At 64.9% G+C, this 24,455-nt stretch carries 12 protein-coding genes and 3 pseudogenes; 10 read left to right on the top strand and 5 right to left on the bottom strand.

Going from position 1 to position 24,455, the window contains the following annotated elements:
* Positions 1–57: 57 nt before the first annotated feature.
* Positions 58–2,382, top strand: coding sequence for a Tex family protein (locus EJ077_RS06220; RefSeq protein ID WP_208700487.1), 2,325 nt, complete (start codon positions 58–60; stop codon positions 2,380–2,382).
* On the opposite strand, the gene EJ077_RS06225 is transcribed toward EJ077_RS06220, so the two are convergent.
* Positions 2,383–3,294 (bottom strand): LysR family transcriptional regulator, encoded by a 912-nt coding sequence (locus EJ077_RS06225; protein ID WP_208700489.1) that lies wholly within the window; start codon positions 3,292–3,294, stop codon positions 2,383–2,385.
* 102 nt (positions 3,295–3,396) lie between these two features.
* Here EJ077_RS06225 and EJ077_RS06230 point away from each other — a divergent pair, with 102 nt between their 5' ends.
* The 9 genes and pseudogenes from EJ077_RS06230 (at position 3,397) to EJ077_RS06270 (ending at position 17,236) form a co-directional block, all read left to right on the top strand.
* Positions 3,397–4,593, top strand: coding sequence for an acyl-CoA dehydrogenase (locus tag EJ077_RS06230; protein ID WP_208700491.1), 1,197 nt, complete (start codon positions 3,397–3,399; stop codon positions 4,591–4,593).
* Positions 4,594–4,707: 114 nt separating this feature from the next.
* Entirely contained in the window at positions 4,708–8,067 is a 3,360-nt protein-coding gene (locus tag EJ077_RS06235) for a DUF2126 domain-containing protein (protein WP_208700493.1), read from the top strand.
* A gap of 6 nt (positions 8,068–8,073) precedes the next feature.
* Positions 8,074–10,484: pseudogene (locus EJ077_RS06240) on the top strand (circularly permuted type 2 ATP-grasp protein).
* A 12-nt stretch (positions 10,485–10,496) separates the two neighbouring features.
* Positions 10,497–11,380: pseudogene (locus tag EJ077_RS06245) on the top strand (transglutaminase N-terminal domain-containing protein).
* Positions 11,381–11,625: 245 nt separating this feature from the next.
* Positions 11,626–12,564, top strand: coding sequence for a glycosyltransferase family 2 protein (locus tag EJ077_RS06250; protein ID WP_208700495.1), 939 nt, complete (start codon positions 11,626–11,628; stop codon positions 12,562–12,564).
* A gap of 112 nt (positions 12,565–12,676) precedes the next feature.
* A complete protein-coding gene (locus tag EJ077_RS06255; protein ID WP_208700497.1) occupies positions 12,677–13,768 on the top strand; it encodes a DNA topoisomerase IB in 1,092 nt (363 codons plus the stop codon).
* Between the two features lie 107 nt (positions 13,769–13,875).
* The gene (locus EJ077_RS06260) at positions 13,876–14,250 is read left to right on the top strand and encodes a YciI family protein (RefSeq protein WP_127275602.1); all 375 of its coding nucleotides are present in this window, start codon (positions 13,876–13,878) and stop codon (positions 14,248–14,250) included.
* Positions 14,247–15,521, top strand: coding sequence for an RNA polymerase sigma factor (locus EJ077_RS06265; RefSeq protein ID WP_208700499.1), 1,275 nt, complete (start codon positions 14,247–14,249; stop codon positions 15,519–15,521). The genes EJ077_RS06260 and EJ077_RS06265 overlap by 4 nt, the downstream gene beginning before the upstream one ends.
* A 200-nt stretch (positions 15,522–15,721) precedes the next feature.
* On the top strand, positions 15,722–17,236 hold the full coding sequence (locus EJ077_RS06270; protein WP_208700501.1) for an aldehyde dehydrogenase family protein: 1,515 nt from the start codon (positions 15,722–15,724) through the stop codon (positions 17,234–17,236).
* Between the two features lie 277 nt (positions 17,237–17,513).
* Here EJ077_RS06270 and EJ077_RS06275 read toward each other — a convergent pair whose 3' ends face one another.
* The 4 genes and pseudogenes from EJ077_RS06275 to nirB all read right to left on the bottom strand — a co-directional run bounded on the left by EJ077_RS06275 (position 17,514) and on the right by nirB (position 24,454).
* Positions 17,514–18,428 carry a hypothetical protein gene (locus EJ077_RS06275; protein WP_208700503.1) on the bottom strand — a complete coding sequence of 305 codons (915 nt, stop codon included), beginning with the start codon at positions 18,426–18,428 and terminating at the stop codon, positions 17,514–17,516.
* A 324-nt stretch (positions 18,429–18,752) separates the two neighbouring features.
* Positions 18,753–21,464: a nitrate reductase gene (locus EJ077_RS06280; RefSeq protein WP_208700505.1), complete on the bottom strand. Its 2,712-nt coding sequence runs from the start codon at positions 21,462–21,464 to the stop codon at positions 18,753–18,755.
* A gap of 1 nt (position 21,465) precedes the next feature.
* Positions 21,466–21,795: a nitrite reductase small subunit NirD gene (nirD, locus tag EJ077_RS06285; protein ID WP_208700507.1), complete on the bottom strand. Its 330-nt coding sequence runs from the start codon at positions 21,793–21,795 to the stop codon at positions 21,466–21,468.
* Between the two features lie 209 nt (positions 21,796–22,004).
* A pseudogene (gene nirB, locus EJ077_RS06290) lies at positions 22,005–24,454 on the bottom strand (nitrite reductase large subunit NirB).
* Between the last annotated feature and the right edge of the window lies 1 nt (position 24,455).

Genomic DNA, 24,455 nt, shown 5'->3' on the forward strand with positions numbered 1-24,455 from the left:
GCGGACCGAAAGGCTGCGCCTATGGTCGCCGCTCTTTTCGAAAAGTGTGGGAATGACATGGCATCCGACATCAAGCGCATCGCAGCCATCATCGCGGCCGAAATCAAGGCGCGGCCCGAACAGGCGGTCGCGGCGATCGGACTGCTCGATGAGGGTGCGACGGTGCCGTTCGTGGCGCGCTACCGCAAGGAAGTGACCGGCGGGCTGGACGACACGCAGCTGCGCGACCTTGCCGAGCGGCTCGCTTATCTGCGCGAGCTCGACGCGCGCCGCGACACCATCCTTGGCTCGATCCGCGAACAAGGCAAGCTGACGCAGGACCTGGAAGCCAAGATCGCGGCGGCCGCCACCAAGGCGGAGTTGGAAGACATATACCTGCCCTACAAGCCGAAGCGCCGCACCAAGGCCGAAATCGCCAGGGAGCGCGGGTTGGGGCCGCTGGCCGAAGCCATTCTCAACGACCGCGCTCTGGTGCCCGCTGAGGTGGCGTTGGCCTACATCACCGAGGAGGTGGCCGACGCCAAGGCGGCGCTCGAGGGCGCGCGCGACATCCTGTCGGAGCAGTTCGCGGAAAATGCCGATCTGGTCGGCAAGCTGCGGACCTACATGAAGGAGCGCGCCTTCCTGCGCGCCAGGGTGGTCGACGGCAAGCAGGAGGCGGGCGCGAAATTCTCGGACTATTTCGACCATGTCGAGCGATGGTCCGCGGCGCCAAGCCACCGCGCGCTGGCCATGCTGCGCGGCCGCAACGAGGAAGTGCTGTCGCTGGACATCGAGGTCGACGCGGATGACACCTCGCCGGTGAAGCCGGTCGAGCGGATGATCGCCAACGCCTATGCCATCGGCGGCAGCCTGCCGGGCGACCGCTGGCTGATGGAGGTCGCCGGTTGGACCTGGCGGATAAAACTATCGCTGCACCTGACGCTCGATCTGATGCGCGACCTGCGCGAACGGGCGGAGGAAGAGGCGATCCACGTCTTTGCCCGCAATCTGAAGGATCTGCTGCTGGCGGCACCTGCCGGCTCGCGGCCGACGATGGGGCTCGACCCCGGCATCCGAACCGGCGTCAAGGTTGCGGTGGTGGATGGCACCGGCAAGCTGGTGGCGACGACGACGGTCTATCCGTTTCCGCCGAAGAACGATGTGCGTGGCACGCAGGCCGAACTTGCCGCGCTGATCCGCCAGCACAAGGTCGAGCTGATCTCGATCGGCAACGGCACCGGCAGCCGCGAAACGGAAAAGCTGGTGGCCGACATGCTGTCCGACATGCCCGCGGGGGCAGGCCCGAAGCCGCTCAAGGTGATCGTCAGCGAGGCGGGTGCCTCGGTCTATTCGGCCTCGGCGGCGGCGGCGGCAGAGTTTCCCGGCCTCGATGTGTCGCTGCGCGGCGCGGTGTCCATCGCGCGGCGCCTGCAGGACCCGCTGGCCGAGCTGGTCAAGATCGAGCCGAAATCCATCGGTGTCGGCCAGTATCAGCACGATGTCGACCAATACCGGCTCGGCCGCTCGCTGGAAGCTGTCGTGGAGGATGCCGTCAACGCGGTCGGAGTTGATCTCAACACCGCCTCGGCGCCGTTGCTGGCGCGCGTCTCGGGCCTCGGCGCGTCTCTCGCCGAAGCCATTGTCGCGCATCGCGATGCGACCGGACCATTCGCCAGCCGCAAGGAGCTGCTCAAGGTGGCGCGGCTCGGGCCGCGCGCGTTCGAACAGTCCGCCGGCTTCCTGCGCATTGCCAATGGCAGCGAGCCGCTCGATGCCTCGTCGGTGCATCCAGAAGCCTATGGCGTGGCCAAGAAGATTGTCGCTGCATGCGGCCGCGACGTGCGTTCGCTGATGGGCGACAGCGCCGCACTCAAGGCCCTCGACCCGCGCGTCTTCGTCGACGAGCGTTTCGGTCTGCCGACGGTGCGTGACATCCTGGCGGAACTGGAAAAGCCCGGCCGCGACCCGCGCCCCGGCTTCAAGACCGCGACCTTCGCCGACGGCGTCGACGACATCAAGGATCTGAAGCCCGGTATGCTGCTGGAAGGGACGGTTACCAACGTCGCGGCGTTTGGCGCCTTCGTCGATATCGGCGTCCACCAGGACGGGCTGGTGCATGTCTCGCAGCTTGCCGACCGTTTCATCAAGGACGCGCATGAGGTGGTCAAGGCCGGCGACGTGGTCAAGGTGCGCGTCGTCGATGTCGACATCAAGCGCAAGCGCATCGCGCTGTCCATGCGCAGGGATGGCGGCGAGGGCGGCGCATCGAAGAGCGGACCGCGCGACAATGACGGCGGCAGGCCGGCGCCACGCTCGCCGGCGCCGCAGCGCCAGCCGGAGCGGCCGGCACAGCAAGGTGCGTTTGGCGCGGCGCTGGCGGACGCGCTGAAGCGCAAGTAGCTACCACGCCAGAACAGCCGGCTCCTTCTCGAGCCGGCCCAGCAGCCAGTCTCGAAAACTGGCAACCGGTGGATAGCCGCGCTTGTCTTGGGGAACGACGAGGTAATAGGCGCTGCGGCTTTGCATCGGCTGGCCGGGCGCTGGCACAAGCTGGCCGCGCTGTAATTCACCCTCGATGAGGAGCTGCGGCAACAGCGCCACGCCGAGCCCCGCCATGCAGGCCTGGGCAGCTGTGCCGAACTGTTCGAACTGCATTCCGGGTCCGGTCGGAGCGCTCAGGCCCTGATGCTCGAACCATTCCGTCCAGGCGCCGGGGCGTGTCGTCATGTGCAGCAGCGGCAAACGGCCGATGTCGGCCGGCGTGGCGATGGCGCGGCCGGCGAGGAATTCGGGCGACACCACCGGCGCCACCGTTTCGCGCACCAGAAGCGTCGAGTCGGCTTCCGGCCAGTCCGGCAGGCCGTAGTGGATGGCCGCATCCAGCCTCTCCCTGGCGAAGTCGAAGCGGCCGACACGGGTGACGAAGTTGATGGTTATGTCGGGATTGCTTTCGACGAAATCGGGGATCATCGGCATCAGCCAGCGCGTGCCGAAGGTCGGCAATATGGCCAGGTTCAGGATGCCGCTATGCTGATTGCTCATCAATCCGAGCGCTGCATCGCGCAACTGGCCAAGCGCGGAACGCACCGTCTCGGCATAGATTTCGCCTGCCGTCGACAGGCGGACGTTGCGGCTGTCGCGCTCGAACAATCGGCGGCCGAACTGATCCTCCAACAGCCTGATCTGCCGGCTGACCGCACCCTGGGTCAAATCCAGCTCCTGGGCAGCGGCGGTGAAGGAGCCGAGCCGGGCCACCGCCTCGAAGGCGGCGAGGGCACTGATGTTGGGCAAAAGGCGGCGCTGGACACTCATGATCCATTCCTAACGCTCATTGATCGGCGAAGCAATTTCGTTTGATTTTTTCAAGCCACGGGTCGATAAGCCGGACTTCACCCTTCGAAGGATCGAAAAGCCATGGCCGCCGACAAGAATGCATTCGTCTGGGAAGACCCGTTCCTGATCGAGGACCAGCTTTCGGAAGACGAGCGCATGGTGCGCGACGGCGCTGCCGCCTTTGCCGCCGACAAGCTCGCGCCGCGCATCGAGGAAGCGTATCTCAACGAGACTTTCGACACGGCGATCTTCCGCGAGATGGGCGAGGCCGGCCTGCTCGGCATCAACATCCCGGAGGAATTCGGCGGCCTCGGCGCAAACTATGTCACCTATGGGCTGGTGGCGCGGGAAGTCGAACGCGTCGATTCCGGCTACCGCTCGATGATGTCGGTGCAGTCGTCGCTGGTGATGTATCCGATCTATGCCTATGGCTCCGATGAACAGCGCAAGAAATACCTGCCGAAGCTCGCCAGCGGCGAATGGATCGGCTGTTTCGGCCTGACCGAGCCGGATGCCGGCTCCGACCCCGGCGGCATGAAGACCCGCGCCGAGAAGACCGCCAGCGGCTACAGGCTGACCGGCTCCAAGATGTGGATTTCCAATGCGCCGGTCGCCGACGTGTTCGTCGTCTGGGCGAAGGTGAAGGGCGAGAACGGCAAGGACGAGATCCGCGGTTTCGTGCTGGAAAAGGGCATGAAGGGGCTTTCGGCCCCGAAGATCGGCGGCAAGCTGTCGCTGCGCGCTTCGATCACCGGCGAAGTGGTGATGGAAGGCGTCGAGGTCGGCGAGGACGCACTGCTGCCCAACGCCAAGGGCCTCGGCGGACCGTTCGGTTGCCTCAACCGGGCCCGCTTCGGCATTTCCTGGGGCTCGATGGGAGCGGCGGAAGATTGCTGGCATCGCGCCCGCCAGTATGGCCTCGACCGCAAGCAGTTCGGCAAGCCGCTGGCCGGCACCCAGCTTTACCAGAAGAAGCTAGCCGACATGCAAACAGAGATCGCGCTTGGGCTGCAGGCATCCTTGCGCGTCGGGCGCCTGCTCGACGAGGGCAAGATGGCGCCGGAGATGATCTCCATCGTCAAGCGCAACAATTGCGGCAAGGCGCTCGACATCGCCCGCCAGGCCCGCGACATGCATGGCGGCAACGGCATCCAGATCGGCTACCACGTCATGCGCCACGCGCAGAACCTTGAGACCGTCAACACCTATGAGGGCACGCATGACGTGCACGCGCTGATCCTTGGACGGGCGCAGACGGGGATACAGGCGTTCTTTTGAGCGACTTTAAGCCGGCAACGGGTTGTTTAATTTAGGTGCGCCGCAACATCCGCTTGGAGAATGGCGGCCAGATGTGTCAGGGTTCGGCCAGCTAAACGCCGATCCCGGGGCCCCATGGCAATTCTGGCAGCCGTCTACCACCTGACCCACTACAAATATGACCGGCCGGTGGTGCTCGGCCCTCAAATCATCAGGCTTCAGCCTGCACCGCATTCCCGCACCAAGGTGCTGAGCCATTCGCTCAAGGTCGAGCCGACGAACCATTTCGTCAATCTGCAGCAGGACCCCTACGGCAATTTCCTCGCCCGGTTCGTCTTTCCCGAGCCGGTGACGGAGCTGAAGATCGAGGTCGACCTCGTCGCCGACATGACCGTCTACAATCCGTTCGACTTCTTCGTCGAACCGTCGGCGGAGGCGTTCCCGTTCGATTATCCCGAGGAAATCAGGGATGATCTCGCCATCTACCGGACACCGGAGCCGGCGGGGCCGCTTCTCCAGGCTTTCCTGGAATCCGTTGATCGCAGCGCGCCCAACACGGTCAATTTCCTGGTCGACCTCAATGCAAGGCTGCAGCGCGAGATTGCCTATATCGTGCGCATGGAGACCGGCGTGTTCTCGCCGGAGGAAACGCTGGCCGCGGGCAAGGGCTCGTGCCGCGATTCGAGCTGGCTGCTGGTGCAGATCCTGCGCAATCTCGGCATCGCCGCGCGCTTCGTCTCTGGCTATCTGATCCAGCTCAAGCCCGACCTTGTCGCGCTGGACGGGCCGGCCGGCACATCGGTCGATTTCACCGATCTGCATGCCTGGTGCGAGGTCTATCTTCCCGGCGCCGGGTGGATCGGCTTCGACCCGACCTCCGGCCTGCTCACCGGCGAAAGCCATGTGCCGCTGGCCGCCACGCCGCATTTTCGCAATGCGGCACCAATTTCGGGCATGGCGAGCTTTGCCAATGTCGAGTTCGGCTTCGACATGCGGGTCGATCGCATCGCCGAACATCCGCGCATCACCAAGCCGTTCTCGGATGAAAGCTGGCAGGCGCTCGACGCGCTCGGCAACAAGGTCGATGCCGCGCTCGCGGACGGCGATGTGCGGCTGACGATGGGCGGCGAACCGACCTTCGTGTCGATCGATGATTTCGAATCCGCCGAGTGGAACACGGCCGCCGTCGGCCCGACCAAGCGCGAAAAGGCCGACGCGCTGATCCGCCGGCTGCGCGAGCGTTTCGCTCCGGGCGGCTTTCTGCATTACGGCCAGGGCAAATGGTATCCCGGTGAAAGCCTGCCGCGCTGGACGTTTTCGCTCTACTGGCGCGCCGATGGCGAGCCGGTGTGGAGCGACCCGTCGCTGATCGCGCGTGAGAAAAGCTCGGCCGATATTGGGCCGAAACAGGCCGAAAGCCTGCTGACGGCGATCGCAGGCGAGCTCGGCATCGACACCTCCATGGTCAGCGAAGCCTATGAGGACCCAGCCGAATGGCTGCTCAAGGAAGGCAAGCTGCCCGAGAATGTCGACCCGTCCAACTCCAAGCTGGAAGACCCGGAAGAGCGCAGCCGCATGGCGAAGGTGTTCGAGCGCGGGCTGACCAAGCCGTCCGGCTATGTGCTGCCGGTTCAGCGCTGGAACAGCCAGGCGTCCGGCCAGCGCTGGCGGTCGGAAAAATGGACGACGCGGCGCGGCCGGTTGTTCCTGGTTCCCGGCGATTCGCCGGTCGGCTATCGTCTGCCGTTGGGAACGCTGCCCTATGTGCCGCCGGCGCAATTCCCCTACATCGTGCCTGTTGATCCGTCGCTGCCGCGTGGCCCGCTGCCCGTGCGCGAGGCGATCTTGCCGACGGCCGCTCCGGCCGAACTGGAAGGCGCCGACGAAATGGCCCGCCGCCAGCAGGCAGCCTCGTTCACGGCGACGACCGGTCAGCAGGACCGGGTCGAGCAGGAGATCACCGAGATCGGCGGCGCGGTGCGCACGGCACTTTCGGTCGAACCGCGTGACGGAAGGCTATGCGTTTTCATGCCGCCGGTCGAGGCGCTGGAAGACTATCTCGAACTCGTGGCCGCTGCCGAGAACGCGGCAAAGGCGATAGGTCTTCCCGTGCATATCGAGGGCTACGGCCCACCGCACGATCCGCGCCTCAATGTCATCCGCGTAGCACCCGATCCCGGCGTCATCGAGGTCAACATTCATCCCGCCTCGAATTGGCAGGATTGCGTGGCGACCACGACGGCGATCTACGAGGAGGCGCGGCAGACGCGGCTTGGCGCCGACAAGTTCATGATCGACGGCCGCCACACCGGTACCGGCGGCGGCAACCATGTCGTGGTCGGCGGCGCTACGCCCAACGACAGCCCGTTCCTGCGCCGGCCCGATCTGCTGAAAAGCCTGGTGCTGCAATGGCAGCGGCGTCCCTCGCTGTCCTATTTGTTCTCCGGCCTGTTCATCGGCCCGACCAGCCAGGCACCGCGCTTCGACGAAGCGCGGCACGATTCGCTCTATGAGCTCGAAATCGCGATGGCGCAGGTGCCGCATCCCGACCTGGGCAATCCACCTCTGCCATGGCTGGTCGACCGCCTGTTCCGCAATCTGTTGACCGACGTCACCGGCAACACGCACCGATCGGAAATCTGCATCGACAAGCTGTTTTCCCCGGATGGCCCAACTGGCCGGCTTGGCCTTGTCGAATTCCGTGGGTTCGAGATGCCACCCAATGCGCGCATGTCTCTGGCGCAGCAATTGCTGGTCAGGGCGATCATCGCACGCGCCTGGAAGAATCCGCTCGACGGACGTTTCGTGCGCTGGGGCACCTCGCTGCATGACCGCTTCATGCTGCCGCACTATGTCTGGGCGGACTTTCTCGACGTGCTCGACGACCTCAAGCTCAGCGGCTTCGAGTTTCGGCCCGAATGGTTCGACGCCCAGCTTGAATTCCGCTTTCCCTTCTGCGGCGAAGTCCAGCATGCCGGCATCAAGCTGGAGCTCAGGCAAGCGCTGGAGCCGTGGCATGTGATGGGCGAGCAGGGCGCGATCGGCGGCACGGTGCGTTTCGTCGATTCCTCGGTCGAACGGCTGCAGGTCAAGGCCGAAGGTCTCAATCCGGAGCGCCATGCGATCGTCTGCAACGGCCGCATCGTGCCGATGAGGGTTACCGACGACAGGGAGGTCGCGGTGGCGGGCGTGCGCTTCAAGGCCTGGCAGCCGGCCTCGGGGCTGCATCCCGCGCTGCCGGTCAACACGCCGCTGGTGTTCGACGTCTATGACCGCTGGTCCGGCAGGGCGGTTGGCGGCTGCGTCTACCATGTCGCGCATCCCGGTGGGCGCAACTACGACACTTTCCCGGTCAACGGCAACGAGGCGGAGGCACGGCGGCTCGCCCGCTTCGAACCGCGCGGCCATACGCCGTCCGGCTATGTGTTGCGCGAGGAACAGCCGGCGGAAGATTTCCCGATGACCCTTGACCTCAGGCGTCCACCAAGACTGTGATCTGACATGGCAAAGGGGAATCACAAAAGGGTACGCGGCAAGCCGCAGGCCCACAGCCTGCTGGAGCACTACCAGCCGATCGACGGCGTCGTCGACGAGATGGTCGACGCTTCGGGCAATCCCCGTCCGGTCTGGAAGCATTTTGTCGAGGCGCTGGATGAACTCGGAGCCGAAAAGCTCGGTCAGCGCTTCGCCCGCGCCGACCAGTATCTGCGCGACGCTGGTGTTTACTACCGCGTCTATGACAAGGCGGGCGCCAACGAGCGCGAATGGCCGCTGGCGCATATTCCCGTGCTCATCGAGGACAGCGAGTGGCAGGCGATCAGCGCCGGCCTGGTGCAGCGCGCCGACCTGTTGGAGGAAATTGTCGCCGATATCCATGGGCAGAACCGGCTGATCGAAAAAGGCATCCTGCCGGCAGGGCTTATCGCGGCGAGCCCTGAATATTTGCGACCCGTGGTCGGCACCAGGCCGGCCGGGGGACATTTCCTGCACTTCTGCGCCTTCGAACTCGGCCGAGGCTCGGACGGCCGCTGGTGGGTGCTGGGCGACCGCACCCAGGCGCCTTCGGGCGCCGGCTTCGCGCTGGAGAACCGCGTCGCCACCACGCGCGCCTTGTCCGATATCTATGGCGACATGCATGTGCACCGGCTCGCCGGCTTCTTCCGTCGCTTCCGCGACGCTCTGATCGGCATGGCAAAGGAGAGCGACGGCCGCGTCGCCATCCTGACGCCGGGACCCCTCAACGAAACCTACTATGAACACGCCTATATCGCCCGCTACCTTGGCATCATGCTGCTCGAAGGCGAGGACCTGACCGTTTCCGGCGGCAGGCTGATGGTGCGCACCGTGTCGGGCTTGATGCCGATCAGCGTGCTGTGGAGGCGGCTCGACGCCGCCTTTGCCGATCCGCTCGAACTGCGCCCGGATTCGCAGATCGGCACGCCGGGCCTGGTCGAAGCGATCCGGCAAGGCACGGTGTCCACTGTCAATGCGCTGGGTTCCGGCCTGATGGAAACGCGTGCGCTGCTTGCCTTCCTGCCCAAGATCGCGCGCGAATTGTGGGGCGAGGAGCTGCTTTTGCCCAGTGTGGCGACATGGTGGTGCGGGCAGGAGACGGAGCGCGCCCATGTGCTCGCCAATATCGATCGCATGGTGGTCGGCCCGGCGCTGTCGACAAGACTTGCCTTTGAGGATGACGGACAGACAAAGCTCGGCTCGGCGCTGTCGGTCGGGGAACGGGCGGAACTGGTGGCGCGCATCGAACGCGATGGCGAGGCCTTTGTCGGCCAGGAAGCGGTGACGCTTTCGACGACGCCCGTCTATGTCGGCGGCTGGCTGGAGCCCCGGCCGGCGAGCCTGCGCGTCTATCTGGCGCGCACGCCCGAGGGCTGGACGGTGATGCCGGGGGGTTCGCCCGTGTCGGCCTGTCGCTCGACCCGACGGCGATCGCCATGCAGCGCGGCGGCCAGGCGGCCGATGTCTGGGTGGTCAGTGAAAAACCGGTCGAGCGCGAGACGCTGCTGCCGCAAGAGGGCGACAGCTTCAACCGCACCAGGCCGGGCAGCCTACCCAGCCGCGCGGCGGAAAACCTGACCTGGCTCGGCCGCTACATCGAACGTTCGGAAGACACGGTGCGCATCCTGCGCGCCTATCATGTGCGGCTCGCCGAAACATCCGATCCCGACATGCCGCTGCTGGCCGACATCAGGGACTATCTCGAACCGTTCGGCATCGATGTCGAGACGGCCATCCCGTCAGGATTGATCGGTACGCTCGACAGCGCCGTCTACAGCGCCGGGCAGATCCGCGATCGTTTCTCGCCGGATGGCTGGCTGGCGCTCAAGGATTTGTCGAAGACCATCCATCAGTTCGCTACCACCGTGGCGCCCGGCGACGACGCGACGCGGGCCATGACTGTCATCCTGCGCAAGCTTGCCGGCTTCTCAGGCCTTTTGCATGAGAACATGTACCGTTTCGCCGGCTGGCGCTTCCTCGAGATCGGCCGGCGGCTGGAGCGCGGCATCCAGATCGCCGGCACGCTGGCCCGACTGACCGGCAGCAAGGCGCCGGATGGCGCGCTGGACATGATGCTGGAGATCGGCGACAGCGTCATGACCCATCGCCGGCAATATCCGGTGCAGGCCGGCCGGCGCACGGTGATCGATCTCCTGGCGCTCGATCCGCTCAATCCACGCTCCATCCTGTTCCAACTGGAAAGGCTGAAGGCCGAGATAGGGCTGTTGCCAGCGACAGGCAGCGAGGGGCATATGTCGGCGGCGGCCAAGGAGATCCTGCAGCTCAACACGGCCATCGCCATCAAGGAACCAGCTGACATGACGACGAAGGCGCTGAACGAACTCGCCAGCGAAATCGGCGGCCTCTACAACAGCCTCGCCAAGGCCTATTTCGGCTAGAAAGCAATGGCCATGCTGTACGACATCCGGCTTCTGCTCCATTACGACTACGCCGCCGCTGCCGGCGGCGGCCGGCATCAGGTGCGGGTGCTGCCGCCGACCATCAGCGGCGTGCAGCGGGTCATCGCCGCTTCGCTCTCCTTCGAGCCGGCGCCCAACGAACGATCCGACTTCACCGATTTTTTCGGCAACAACGTCACTTCGATCGCGTTTCGAGACGCGCATGAAGCGCTCGACATAAGGATGAGCGCGCGCGTGGCGGTGTCGCGGCCCGAGCCGGGGCTCGACGTGTCGCCGGATATCGGCCGGCTCAGACGGGAACTGGCCGCTGTGCGGTCGCTGGCGCCCGGCTCGCCGCACCATTTCCTGGCTGCCAGCAGCCATGCGGGCATCGATTCGGCGATCACCGCATTCGCGCAAGACAGCGTCGGAAACTCGGCCGCCGGGACGGCGACGGACCTATGCAACCGCATCTATCGCGATTTCACCTATGATGGCGAGGCGACCACGGTGCGGACCCGGGCCAGCGATGCCTTCCGGCTAAAGCGGGGGTCTGCCAGGATTTCTCCCACATCATGATCGCCGGGCTGCGCGGTCTCGGCATTCCGGCCGGCTATGTCAGCGGCTTCCTGCGCACCATTCCGCCCAAGGGCAAGCCCCGGCTGGAAGGCGCGGATGCCATGCATGCCTGGGTCAAGGTCTGGTGCGGGCGTGATGCCGGCTGGCAGGAGTTCGACCCGACCAACGGCATGCGGGCTTCCAACGACCATATCACTGTCGGTTACGGGCGCGACTATTCGGACGTGGCGCCCATCGTCGGTGTGCTGAAGACGACCGGCGGACAGGTCGGAGAGCAGGCTGTCGACGTCATCCCGGTGGTGCTCGAAAAGGCGTGAAAACGGGCGCGCCAACTTGCCCGGCGCCGCGAGTGCCCGCGAAAGATGGAGGAGACTTCTCAAACATCGATGCGGCCATTGGAGGAGTTCACCGTTTCACGGAAACGGCGAGCCGCTCTAACCCCTTGATTTGGCGCAATTCCGGACGGAAAAACCGTTTCGCACTTTACCTGGAATTGCTTTAGTCTGTATTCGTTTCGAGGGAGAATAGTCTTAAGCGGCTGCATACAGGTGCGGGTTTGTCATTGAAAACTGTCAGCGTCGTCATACCCGCGCACAATGCGGCGGCAACGATTGCCAAAACGCTGGCGTCGCTCAGCGGAGAGGCCGGGTTTATCGGCGAGATTCTGCTGGTCGACGATCAATCGACCGATGGCACGGCAGATGCAGCGCGGCAGGCGGCCGCGCGATCCTCCCTGCCGCTGCGTATGCTGCCGGCCAATTGCCGCGACGCCGGCGCCGCCCGCAACCTGGCGCTCGACGAGGTGGTTCATCCATGGGTCTACCTGATCGATGCCGACGACCTGCATCTTCAGGGTGGCTTGCGCTCCTTGCTGTCGCAAGCCGAAAACCAGCCCAAGGCCGACATGATCGTCGGCGCCTTCCGGCGCAGGGTGAACGGCCAGGACCGGCAGATCAAAGTGCCAAACGGATATACCGCGGCCTGCCTCACCAATGCCTCCGCCTATGTGAAGGGGGATATACGCTCGGTGGCGGTGGGCAGCGTGCTGGCTTCCCGGCGTCTCATCGGCGAGACCCGGTTCCCGGTCGGGCTGGCCTTCGATGAGGACACGCTGTTCTGGGCGCGGCTAATGAGCAAGGCCTCGCTGGCCATGGTTCAGCGCCCGGTCATGATTTACGAAGTTTCAGCGGAGCGCTCCGATGATCGCTTCACGGTCAACCCGGCGCGCCGCTTCCTGGATTGGCGCCGGGAGCTGCGGATGCTCACCGATTGCGGCATCCCGATTTCGGCACTGAAAGCCAGGGAGGGCCTTGTCGCGCTCAAGATCGCCCGCGTCCACTATGCGCGGGGCGACCTGGAGACCGCGTCGCGCTTCCTGGCAGTGGCCGCGGCCGCACCGAAGCGGCGTTCGGAAGCCTGGCGCTGCCTGCGCTACAAGCTCAAGCTCAAGGTGCGGCGGCGGCTGTCCTTTCCGCTGACCCAGATGCAGGGCGCGTTGTAGGCCTCGCGCCGCGCCAGGTTGCCGACGCCAGCAGGATCGCCTGCTTTGCAGACGGCGTGTGGAACCAGCAGTCAACCAGCAGCTTATCTACGCGTATTTGCGTGGAGCTTACATGCTGCAGAGATCAGGATTGTCGCTCAGCCCGTCGGCGGAGACAGATGCATTGCCGCGGAACGGGGGGCAAAGCTCAGCCAGGCATGTCGCGCTGACCTATGTCAGCGATGCCGAGCCCGGCATCCGCCGGCTGAAGGCTGGCAAGGGATTTGCTTACAGGGGACCCGAGGGGAAAGCGGTGTCCGATGCCGCCAGGGCGCGCATCGCGGCGATCGTCATTCCGCCGGCCTGGACCGATGTCTGGATTTCGCCCGATCCGAACGGGCATATCCAGGCGACGGGGAGGGATCAGCGGGGGCGCAAGCAGTATCGCTATCATCCGCAATGGGCCGAGGAGCGCGACGGCGCCAAATATTCGAGCCTCGTCGCTTTCGCCCAAAGCCTGCCGGACCTTCGGCGCAGGATCGACAGCGACCTGCGCCGTCGCGGTCTGCCCCTCGAACGCGTCGTCGCCGCGGTGGTCTGGCTGCTCGACAACACGATGATCCGTGTCGGCAATGCCGCCTATGCACGCGACAACAAGAGCTTCGGCCTGACGACATTGCGGGACCGGCATGTCGACATCAAGGGATCGAGCCTGCGCTTTGCCTTCAAGGGCAAGTCCGGCAAGGAATGGAGATTGAAGCTGGTCGACCGCCGCATCGCCGGGATCGTTCGGGGCGCGCAGGATCTGCCGGGGCAGAAGCTGTTCCAATATCTCGACGAGGACGGCAACAGGCGCCCCGTGCGCTCCGACGACGTCAACCGCTATATACGCGAAGCGGTCGGCGACGCGTTCAGTTCAAAGCATTTCCGCACTTGGGGCGGCACCATCCACGCCGCGTCGCTGTTTGCGCAGACGGAACTGCCCGAAAGCCAGGCGCAGCGAAAGCGGGTGATGAACAGCGTCATCGACAAGGTGGCCGAGCGGCTGGGCAATACCCGCGCGGTCTGCCGCAAATGCTATATCCATCCGCGGGTTTTCGAGGCCTGGTCGCAGGGACGGCTGCTTGCCGAAATGGCGGAAGCCAACAAGCGCAAGCGGTCCATAGACGGTCTCGATGAGGAGGAAGTGCTTGTGCTGAGATGGCTAGAAACACACGGAAGCTAACCCGGCGCAACTGACGAACACCGAATCCGCAGCTGCCGGATTTTTTTATCGACGCCGTGTCGGGATCGGTCCTACTGTTTCGTCCTTTGATCCAGAAAGGACCGATCATGCTCTACGCCATCCTGTGCTATGCTTCCGAAGACGTCGTCAGCTCCTGGAGCAAGGCGCAGGACGACGAAGTGATGGCGAATCTCCTCAACGTCCAGGACAAATATGCCAAGGCCGGCCGGCTCGGCCCGGTGGCGCGGCTTTTGCCGACGACAGCGGCGACGACGCTGCGGAAGGTCAAGGGCGAATCCGTTGTCATCGACGGGCCGTTCGCCGAGACCAAGGAACAATTCCTTGGCTTCTACACGCTCGAATGCGCCGATCTCGACGAGGCCGTGGAATTCGCCCGCGAACTCTCCGAGGTCAACCCCAGCGGCGGCTCGTATGAGATCAGGCCGGTGTCCGTCTTCAATCCCACCGGGGTTGCCGTATGACCGAACTTGCCTGGATAAGCTCGGCCATCAGTGCCGCCCGTCCGCAGGCGATGGGCGCGCTGCTGCGCTATTTCCGCGACCTCGATACCGCGGAGGAAGCTTTCCAGGATGCCTGCCTCAGGGCGCTCAAGAACTGGCCGCAGAATGGGCCGCCGCGCGACCCAGCGGCCTGGCTGATCTTTGTCGGCCGTAACAGTGGCATCGACGCGGTGCGCAAGCGCGCCAAGCAGGCGCCGATGCCGGAGGAAGACCAGATCTCCGATCTGGAGGATGCCGAGAGCGATATCGCCGAGCGGCTTGATGGCGCGCATTACCGCGACGATATATTGCGGCTGCTGTTCATCTGCTGTCACCCTGATTTGCCCGCGACGCAGCAGATCGCGGTCGCGCTGCGCATCGTCTCCGGCCTCACCGTCAAGCAGATTGCGCGCGCCTTCCTGGTCGGCGAGAGCGCCATGGAACAGCGCATCACCCGCGCCAAGGCGCGCATCGCGGACGCCGGCGTGCCGTTCGAGACACCAGGCGCGGTCGAGCGCTCCGAACGGCTCGCTGCGGTCGCCGCAATGGTCTACCTGATCTTCAACGAGGGGTACTCGACCAACAGCGGCGAAGCGCCGGCCCGCGCGCCGCTGTGCGAGGAGGCTATCCGGCTGGCTCGGCTGCTGCTCAGGTTGTTCCAGACCGAGCCGGAGATCATGGGGCTGACGGCATTGCTTCTGCTGCAGCACGCGCGCGCACCGGCCCGTTTCGACGGCGACGGCGAGATCGTGCTGCTCGAGGACCAGGATCGGCGCCTGTGGAGCCGCAAGATGATCGACGAAGGGCTGGCGCTGGTCGACAAGGCCTTGCGCCACCGCAAGCCCGGTCCTTACCAGGTGCAAGCGGCGATCGCCGCACTCCATGCGCGCGCTGAGAAAGCCGAGGACACGGACTGGGTGGAGATCGACCTGCTCTACGGCCTGCTCGAACAGATGCAGCCGTCGCCGGTCATCACCCTCAACCGTGCGGTCGCGGTCGCCAAGGTGCGCGGGCCGGAAGCGGCGCTGGCGATGATCGAGCCGCTCGAGCCGAGGCTTTCCGGCTATTTCCATTTCTTCGGCCTCAAGGGCGGGCTTCTGATGCAGCTCGACCGGGGCGAGGAGGCACGCATTGCCTTCGACCGCGCCATCGCGCTGGCCAACACGGCGGCGGAAGCAGCCCATATCCGCATGCATATCGACCGTCTGATCAAGGACGGCGCCGTGCGCACGCCGGCGAAAAAGGCAAACTGAGCACCCTCTGCCCGTTCATCCCAACGGATCGTCTGGCTCAATCGTGCGGCTTGGGCTTGGACCATGCCGGGGTGGCGATTTTCCCTTGAAACAGGTAATGGCACGCCATGACAGCCCCTTCCAGCCGCGACGGCGCCGGGAAGGCATGGCGCAAGGCGTTGACCCAGCCATATGAGCCGCGGGATCTGAAAGGAACAAAAATGACGATAGCGAAGGAAACAGCCGAGCTTCTGGCGAAACTGGGCGTGGCCAAGGAGGCGCTTGACGGCGGCGACCTGATCGTGCGCAGCCCGGTGACGGGTGAGCAGATCGCGGCGCTGAAGACGATCTCGCCGGCCGATGCGGCAAAGACCATCGACGAAGCGCACAAGGCATTCCAGTCCTGGCGGCTGGTGCCAGGTCCCAAGCGCGGCGAACTGGTGCGGCTGCTGGGCGAGGAACTGCGCGCGCACAAGGCTGAGCTTGGCCGGCTGGTGTCGATCGAGGTCGGCAAAATTCCGTCCGAAGGGCTCGGCGAAGTGCAGGAAATGATCGACATCTGCGATTTCGCCGTCGGTCTGTCCCGGCAATTGTACGGGCTGACCATCGCCACCGAGCGTCCCGGCCACCGTATGATGGAAACCTGGCATCCGCTGGGCGTCGTCGGTGTCATCTCGGCTTTCAACTTCCCGGTCGCGGTTTGGTCCTGGAACGCGGCACTTGCTCTGGTCTGCGGCGATGCCGTGGTATGGAAACCTTCCGAGAAGACGCCGCTGACGGCGCTTGCCTGCGAAGCGATCTTCAAGCGTGCCGTCAAGCGTTTCGGCCCCGACGCACCGCAAGGCCTGGCGCCGGTACTGATCGGCGACCGCGCGGTCGGCGAGATCCTTGTCGATCATCCCAAAGTGCCGCTGGTTTCGGCCACCGGCTCGACCCGAATGGGCCGGGATGTCGGTCCGCGCCTGGCCAAGCGTTTTGCACGCGCGGTGCTGGAACTGGGCGGCAACAATGCCGGCATCGTCTGCCCGACGGCCGATCTCGACATGGCGCTGCGCGCCATCGCCTTCGGCGCCATGGGCACGGCCGGCCAGCGCTGCACGACGCTGCGCCGCCTGTTCGTCCATGACAGCGTCTACGATGCCTTGGTGCCGCGCCTGAAGAAGGCCTATCAGAGCGTTTCGGTCGGCAATCCGCTGGAGACCTCCTCGCTGGTCGGGCCGTTGATCGACAAGGCCGCATTCGATGCCATGCAGAAGGCCCTGAGCGAAGCGACCGCCCATGGCGGCAAGGTGACCGGCGGGACGCGAGTCGAGAATGGCCATCCGGATGCCTATTATGTCCATCCGGCGCTGGTCGAAATGCCGAAACAGGTCGCACCGGTGACGGAAGAGACCTTCGCGCCGATCCTCTATGTGATGAAGTATTCCGACTTCGATGCCGTGCTCGAGGAGCACAATGCTGTCGGCGCCGGCCTGTCGTCATCGATCTTCACCCGTGACCTGCAGGAATCCGAGCGGTTCCTCGGTGTCGACGGCTCGGATTGCGGCATCGCCAACGTCAACATCGGCACCTCGGGAGCCGAAATCGGCGGCGCGTTCGGTGGCGAAAAGGAAACCGGCGGCGGCCGCGAGAGCGGCTCCGATGCGTGGAAGGCCTATATGCGGCGCGCCACCAACACGGTGAACTATTCCAAGGCGCTGCCGCTCGCCCAGGGCGTCTCCTTCGATATCGATTGAGAACGCCAGGGGCTACCCGCAGTCAGTGTCGATCAGGCTCCGCGAGCCATCAATCGACACAGGTGGAGGGTGTACACGCGGCTGTAACGCTGGACAGCTTCTGACGCTTGTCCAGCGTCGGGTTTTCGTAACTGGGCGCTGGCGGAGCCAGCCGACGCTGCCGAGGTCGTCGGCGTCGGGGCAGCCACGCAAAGGCGGAACCGGTCAATCCACCTGTTCTGGCACAATTCCGGACGGAAAACGTTTCACAGCTGGAATTGCTCTCATGCGCCACTGCTCAGCCGTCGCCTTGCGATGGCGGAAAACAGGCCTTGAAGGCGGTGTCGACAACGGCCAGCTTGGCCGCCTGGACGGTCATGTATTCCTCGTAAAATCCGTGCGACACCCACATCACCGAATGGCCACGCTGACCAAGCCAGCCAATGCTGCCGAGCTCCTCGGCCGTGCGCAGTTTGCGGCCGAGATGGGTCCGCGACAGCTTGAGCCATTTGGCGAAGTCACCGATCGAAACCACGCTCGTCGGAATCCGCTCCAGGCCGGCGTGGGCGGGGTCGATGCCCGACATCAGCCAGTCCATGACGATACCGCCATTGTTGAGCCAGATGAAAAGGGAAAAGGTCTGGTTGGGCTCGCGCACCGGCTTGGACGCAAGCAGGCCGTCAGCCACCAGGGGCTGCAGCGTGGCAAGCATCTCGGGCCGCTCCAGGTATCTGGCCAGCCGGTCGCCGCCATCGATATGGTCAAGCGTGCGCAGGTGGGCTGTTACCCAGCCGGTGAATCGCTCGATGGTCGCCGCTGTCGGCTGCAGGGGATGCGTGCGGCCGTCCCCGCCCGCCACATACTCGGCGATGTTGTAGTGCAGCATCTCCTTGATGAAGGCGTCCGCGGTATTGCGGCTGGCCACCGCGTTCTTGTGCACGACCTCGATGAAACGCGATACGGTCAGTTCCTTGCGGCGGTCATTCGGGTCGCGCCTGAAGTGCATGGCAAGGCCGACATGACCCAACAGCCAACGCTGCTGCGTGGCAAAGACGGAAGCCAGCCGCGGGCTTTCCTCGTAGATACGGATCAGGGACTGCGACTGTTCCTGAACGTAGCGGTGCAAGGCCGGGTGGCCGGCTATGTCTTCCAGATTCAGCGCTGATCTCCCGATGCTTTGAATCAACTCGGATGGCGAGGTTGCGTTCCCCATTTTCCAGTCTTCACCACGCGTGTCCAGACGTACCAATTGCGAAGGACAGGGCCAGCCGAGCCACAGATCCACGGCGGCGGTTAGATGCGCATTTCGCCAACTGCTATGGCTTGGAAAACGCCTCTCAACTATGGTCAGCCGAACGGTGGAATCCAGCCAAGCGAGCGGCGTGGTGCAACGATTGTCTGCAGGGGCATTTCCACTTGCTGGCCCATGGCGGCATCTTTCACCCCCATCCCCCGGGCGAAGTCGAATTAACGGTTGGACAGGTTCGATCCCACCTTCCGGCTGGAGGTCAGGCCGGCCCGGCGGGGTCAAGTCGCTTCACTCGGCGGCCTGGACCCGATTGGCCGCGATGATCGCCCGGATCTCGGACCGGCAGGAGCCGCAATTGGTGCCCGCCTTCAGCGTGGCGCCGATGGCGTCGACGCTGGTGCAGCCAGCTGCCACGGCAGCCGTGATCTGGTTGACCCCAACGTTGAAACAGGAGCAGACGGTCGCGCCGGCATCTGGCCGCTCGGCACCGGCGCGGCCGGCGACGATCCTGAAGCGCTGCCGCTGGCTGGCGTGGACCTCATCGAGTTGCTCGGCCGCCCAGCCGCGTGAGACCGCGACCGGACCGGGCGCAATGAACAAGGCACCCGCCAGATGCTCGCCGTCGAAGGCGGCGATGCGGTGCTGGCCGGCCTCGCGGTCGTGATAGGCAAGCATTTCGCCATCCGCAGCATCGAAGAGCGAACGGGCGAAGGCCGTCCAGTCGACCTCGTCTTTGGCAAAGGCAAGCTCGACCCGCCAGCCGCCCCGGCATCTGGCTACCGCCCAATAGTCGGGAGCCATCGCCACGGGCCTTTTGCGTGTCACGGCAAAGCCGAATGCCCCAGCGGTGAATTTCTCGATGCGGGCCGCGACATGCTTCAGCGCCGGCTGGCCTGACACGGGATCGGTAAGCGATGTGGTAAGCGTGTCGAGCCGACCCTTGGCGGCGAATTGGTCGGTCCAGTGCATCGGCGCGAACAGGCTGCCCTGACGCTGGCGCGTAGTCACCAGCGCGCGGACCAGCACTTCGCCGCTCGGAGTCGAGACGCGTGCGATGTCGGCATCGCTGATGCCGTGGCGTTGCGCATCTACCGGGTGGATTTCGGCGAAGGGCTCGGCGATGTGCTGGGACAGGCGCGGGCTTTTGCCAGTGCGGGTCATGGTATGCCAGTGGTCGCGGATGCGGCCGGTGTTGAGGATGAGCGGGAAGTCGGGGGTGATGCGGGTTTCGACGGTTGGGCGGATGGCGATGAAGCGCGCCTTGCGGTCGGGGGTGTAGAAGTTGCCGTTGGCGAAGAAGCGGGTGGGCTGGTGCCCGGTCGAGTTGACCGAGTCGGGCAGAGGTTCAGCTTGAGTACTTTCGCCTGGCTGAAGTGCTGGCCACTGGAATGGCGCCAACGCTTCGTAGTCTTCGGCGTCAACATCAGCATAACTGCCAATGTCAAAATCCCGCGCGCCGTCATTCTCGAATCCTGACAACGCGGCGTGCTCGGCAAATATCTCCGCTGGCGTCTGATGCGCGAACGCCTCGTCAAAGCCCATACGCCGCGCCACCTCGGCAATGATCCACCAGTCGGGCCGCGCCTCGCCAGGGGCCGGCAAGAACGCGCGCTGGCGCGAGATGCAGCGCTCGGAATTGGTGACGGTGCCGTCCTTCTCGCCCCAGGCCGTCGCCGGCAGCCGGACATGGGCATGGCGGACCGTGTCGGTCTCGGCCAGCACGTCCGACACCACGACGAAGGGGCAGGCCTTGATCGCCGCTTCGACGGCGCCTGCATCCGGCATCGAATCGACCGGGTTGGTGGCCATGATCCACAGTGCTTTCACGCGCCCGTCGGCAACCGCCTTGAACATCTCGAGCGCCTTGAGGCCGGGCTTGCCTGCAATCTCCGGTGTCTTCCAGAAGCGACGCACGCGTTCGCGATGCTCGAGATTTTCGATCTCCATATGGGCGGCGAGCATGTTGGCCATGCCGCCGACCTCGCGGCCGCCCATGGCATTGGGCTGGCCGGTGACCGAGAACGGTCCGGCGCCCGGCTTTCCGATACGGCTAGTGGCAAGATGGCAGTTGATGATGGCGTTGACCTTGTCGGTGCCCTGGGACGACTGGTTGACGCCCTGGCTGTAGACGGTGACGGTCCTTTCGGTCCTGGCAAACAGACTGTAGAAACGGCCGAGCTCGTCTTCGCTGAGCCCCGTGGCGGCAGCGACGCCGGCAAGGTCGAGCGCCGAGGCGGCGAACAGTGCCTGTCCAAAGCCGGATGTATGCGCCGTGATATAGGCACGGTCGAGCGCATTGTGCTGACCGAGCCATGCCAGCAGGCCGGTGAACAGGGCGACGTCGCCATCCGGCGCGATCGCCAGGTGCATGTCGGCGATATCAGATGTCATGGTGCGGCGCGGGTCGACCAGCACCACCTTCATCTCGGGCCGTTTTTCGCGGGCGGCCGCGATGCGCTGATAAAGCACCGGATGGCACCAGGCGAGGTTGGATCCGACCAGCACGATCAGATCAGCCAGTTCCAGATCCTCGTAGCTTCCCGGCACCGTGTCGGAGCCGAAGGCGCGGCGGTGGCCGGCGACGGACGAGGCCATGCAGAGCCGCGAATTGGTGTCGATGTTGGCCGAGCCGACAAAGCCCTTCATCAGCTTGTTGGCGAGGTAGTAGTCCTCGGTCAGCAACTGGCCGGAGACGTAGAAGGCGACCGCGTCGGGACCATGCTCGGAAATCACTTGCGAGAAGGTCGAGGCGACGAGGTCGAGCGCCTCGTCCCAAGAGGAGCCCCGGCCGTAGATTTGCGGACGGAGCAACCGGCCGTCGAGGCCGATGGTCTCGGCGAGCGCGGAGCCCTTCGAGCAGAGCCGGCCAAAATTCGCCGGATGATCGGGGTCGCCACGGACGGACACCTGCCCGTCCGTGGCGACCTTTGCCAGCACGCCGCAGCCCACCCCGCAATAGGGGCAGGTGGTCCTCACCTCTCGCGCTTCAACGATCTCCATGTCAGGCGGCGCGGCCGGCCAGCGCTTCCAGCGCGATGAACAGGCGCTCGCCTTCCCGCTTCACAGGAATGGTGCGCACGGCGCCTTCGTCGGCGCCAAGCGCCTTGCCCGTCTCCAGCGAGATGACCCAATTGTGCAGAGGGCACGTCACGGCCGCGCCGTGGATGATGCCCTGGCTCAGCGGTCCGCCCTTGTGCGGGCAGTGGTCGTCGATGGCGAAGACCTTGTCGTCAGCGGTGCGGAAGACGGCGATCTTGCCTTGCGGCGTGGCAACACAGCGCGCGCCACGGCGCGGGATGTCGGAGAGGGTGCCGATGGCGATCCAGTTCATAGCACTGCCTTTGCTTGATAGGATCGCGCCCAGGCGCCCCCCTCTGTCCTGCCGGACATCTCCACCTCAAGGGGGGAGATTGGCAGCTTCAGGCTCACCGCCCATTCTGCAACGTCGACAATTGGCGAAGGCCGCCATGGTGATCGATCTCCCCCTTGAGGGGGAGATGGCCGGCAGGCCAGAGGGGGTGGCTCGCGCTGACATCTCCATCATTCCGCCGCCTGCGCAAACCCGACCGAAGCCATCGGCCGGAACTCGTGCTTGTCCTTGCCGGAGACGCGCTCGGACCACGGATCGACCTGGGCAAACTTCTGCGAAAAGACGAAGCGCTCGTAATAGGCTCGACGCTTCTCGCCATCGTCCATGATCTGGCGCTTGACCTCGGCTATGCCTATGCGCTTGGCCCATTTGTAGATGCGCTCGAGGTATCGGCCTTGCTCGCGATACATCTGCGTCAGCGCCACGATGTGCTCCAGCGCCTCGTCCTCGGTCCTGACCAGGCCGAGCACTTCCGTGCCCTTGATATCGAGACCGGCGGCACCGGCGAAGTGGATCTCGTAGCCGCTGTCGACGCAGATCACGCCGACATCCTTGCACGTCGCCTCGGCGCAGTTGCGCGGACAACCCGACACCGCCATCTTGACCTTGGCGGGGGTCCACGAGCCCCACATGAATTTCTCGATGCGAATGCCGAGACCGGTCGAATCCTGCGTGCCGAAGCGGCACCAGTCCGAGCCGACGCAGGTCTTCACCGTGCGCAGCCCCTTGGCGTAAGCATGGCCGGAAACGAAGCCGGCCTGGCCGAGATCGGCCCACACCGCCGGCAAATCCTCCTTGCGGATGCCGAGCATGTCGATGCGCTGGCCGCCAGTGACCTTGACCATCGGGATCTCGAACTTGTCGACGACGTCGGCGATGGCGCGCAGTTCGGCGGCGTTGGTCACGCCGCCCCACATGCGCGGCACCACCGAATAGGTGCCGTCCTTCTGGATGTTGGCGTGGACGCGCTCGTTGATGAAGCGCGACTGGTAGTCGTCGGCATACTCGTCTGGCCAGTCGCAGACGAGGTAGTAGTTGAGCGCCGGCCGGCATTTGGCGCAGCCGCAGGAGGTCTTCCACTCCAGTTCCTGCATGACCGCCGGAATGGTCTTCAGGTGCTTGGCCTTGATCAGCCGGCGTACTTCGTCATGGCCGAACGTGGTGCAGGAACACATGGGCTGCACTGCGGCCGGGTTGTAGGTGTCGCCGAGGGTCAACACCATCAGCTTTTCGACCAGCCCGGTGCAGGAGCCGCAGGAGGCCGACGCCTTGGTGTGGGCGCGCACGTCGTCGAGCGAAGTCAGGCCTTTGCCCGTGATCGCGCCCGTGATCTTGCCCTTGCAAACGCCGTTGCAGCCGCAGATTTCCGCATCATCCGGCAAGGCTGCAACGGCCGCCATAGGGTCCAGCGGGGTACCCCCTGGTAGGACTGGCCGAAGATCAACGTATCGCGCATTTGCGATATGTCGGTTTGTTTCTTCTTCAGGTCGTTGAACCAGGCGCCGTCCGATGTCTCGCCATAAAGCACCGTGCCGATGATGCGGTCGTCCTTCAGCACCAGGCGCTTGTAGACGCCGGCCGCGGCATCGCGCAGCACGATCTCCTGGCGGTCATCGCCATCGGCGAAGTCGCCGAGCGAAAAGAGGTCGATGCCGGTGACCTTGAGCTTGGTCGGCGTGTCCATGTGGACGAAGGCGGCGGTCTCGTCGCCGGCAAGCTGATGAGCGGCAACACGCGCCATCTCGTAGAGCGGCGCCACCAGCCCATAAACCATACCGCCCACCTCGGCGCATTCGCCGAGCGCGAAGATGTCGGGGTCGTTGCTGCGCATGCCGGCATCGACGACGATGCCTCTGTTGACGGCGACGCCTGCATCCTTGGCCAGCGCCGCGTTTGGCCTGATGCCGACCGCCATCACCACCAGCGTCGCCGGGATGATGGTGCCGTCGGCGAGTTCCACCTGCTCGACCTTGCCATTGCCCGTAATCGCCTGGGTGTTGGCCTTGGTGATGACCTTGATGCCGCGCTCCTCCACCGCGCGCTGCAGGAGATAGCCGGCGGCCGGATCGAGCTGGCGCTCCATCAGCGTCGGCATGACATGCAGCACGGTGACGTCCATGCCTTGCGCGTTGAGGCCGGCCGCCGCCTCCAATCCGAGCAGGCCGCCGCCGATGACCACGGCCTTGGCCCGCGACTGGGCGGCGAGCATCATGGCCTGGACGTCGTCCAGGTCGCGATAGGTCAGTACGCCCGGCAGATTGTGGCCCGGCACCGGGATGATGAACGGCACCGAGCCGGTGGCGATGACGAGCTTGTCGTAGGGCTCGGTGACGCCATGGTCGGAGGTGATCGTCTTCGCCGTGCGGTCGATGGCCACGATCTTGTGGCCTTTGTAGAGGGTGATGCCGTGCTTGATGTACCAGCCGTCGCCATGGATGATGATTTCGTCATAGGCCTTCTCGCCTGAGAGAACCGGCGACAGCATGATGCGGTCGTAGTTCACGCGCGGCTCGGCGTTGAAGATGGTGACGGCGTAGCGGCCCGGCGCCTGCTCCAGCAGATGCTCCAGCATGCGCCCGGGGGCCATGCCGTTGCCGATGATGACGAGTTTTTCGGTCATG

This window comes from Mesorhizobium sp. M8A.F.Ca.ET.057.01.1.1 (assembly GCF_003952565.1).
GTDB lineage: Bacteria > Pseudomonadota > Alphaproteobacteria > Rhizobiales > Rhizobiaceae > Mesorhizobium.

Coding starts and splice junctions, on each gene's coding strand:
- nirD (WP_208700507.1), bottom strand. CDS start 21,795: ATGAACTGGATCGCCATCGGCACCCTCTCCGACATCCCGCGCCGTGGC.
- EJ077_RS06275 (WP_208700503.1), bottom strand. CDS start 18,428: ATGGGGAACGCAACCTCGCCATCCGAGTTGATTCAAAGCATCGGGAGA.
- EJ077_RS06260 (WP_127275602.1), top strand. CDS start 13,876: ATGCTCTACGCCATCCTGTGCTATGCTTCCGAAGACGTCGTCAGCTCC.
- EJ077_RS06225 (WP_208700489.1), bottom strand. CDS start 3,294: ATGAGTGTCCAGCGCCGCCTTTTGCCCAACATCAGTGCCCTCGCCGCC.
- EJ077_RS06235 (WP_208700493.1), top strand. CDS start 4,708: ATGGCAATTCTGGCAGCCGTCTACCACCTGACCCACTACAAATATGAC.
- EJ077_RS06220 (WP_208700487.1), top strand. CDS start 58: ATGGCATCCGACATCAAGCGCATCGCAGCCATCATCGCGGCCGAAATC.
- EJ077_RS06280 (WP_208700505.1), bottom strand. CDS start 21,464: ATGGAGATCGTTGAAGCGCGAGAGGTGAGGACCACCTGCCCCTATTGC.
- EJ077_RS06270 (WP_208700501.1), top strand. CDS start 15,722: ATGACGATAGCGAAGGAAACAGCCGAGCTTCTGGCGAAACTGGGCGTG.
- EJ077_RS06265 (WP_208700499.1), top strand. CDS start 14,247: ATGACCGAACTTGCCTGGATAAGCTCGGCCATCAGTGCCGCCCGTCCG.
- EJ077_RS06230 (WP_208700491.1), top strand. CDS start 3,397: ATGGCCGCCGACAAGAATGCATTCGTCTGGGAAGACCCGTTCCTGATC.
- EJ077_RS06255 (WP_208700497.1), top strand. CDS start 12,677: ATGCTGCAGAGATCAGGATTGTCGCTCAGCCCGTCGGCGGAGACAGAT.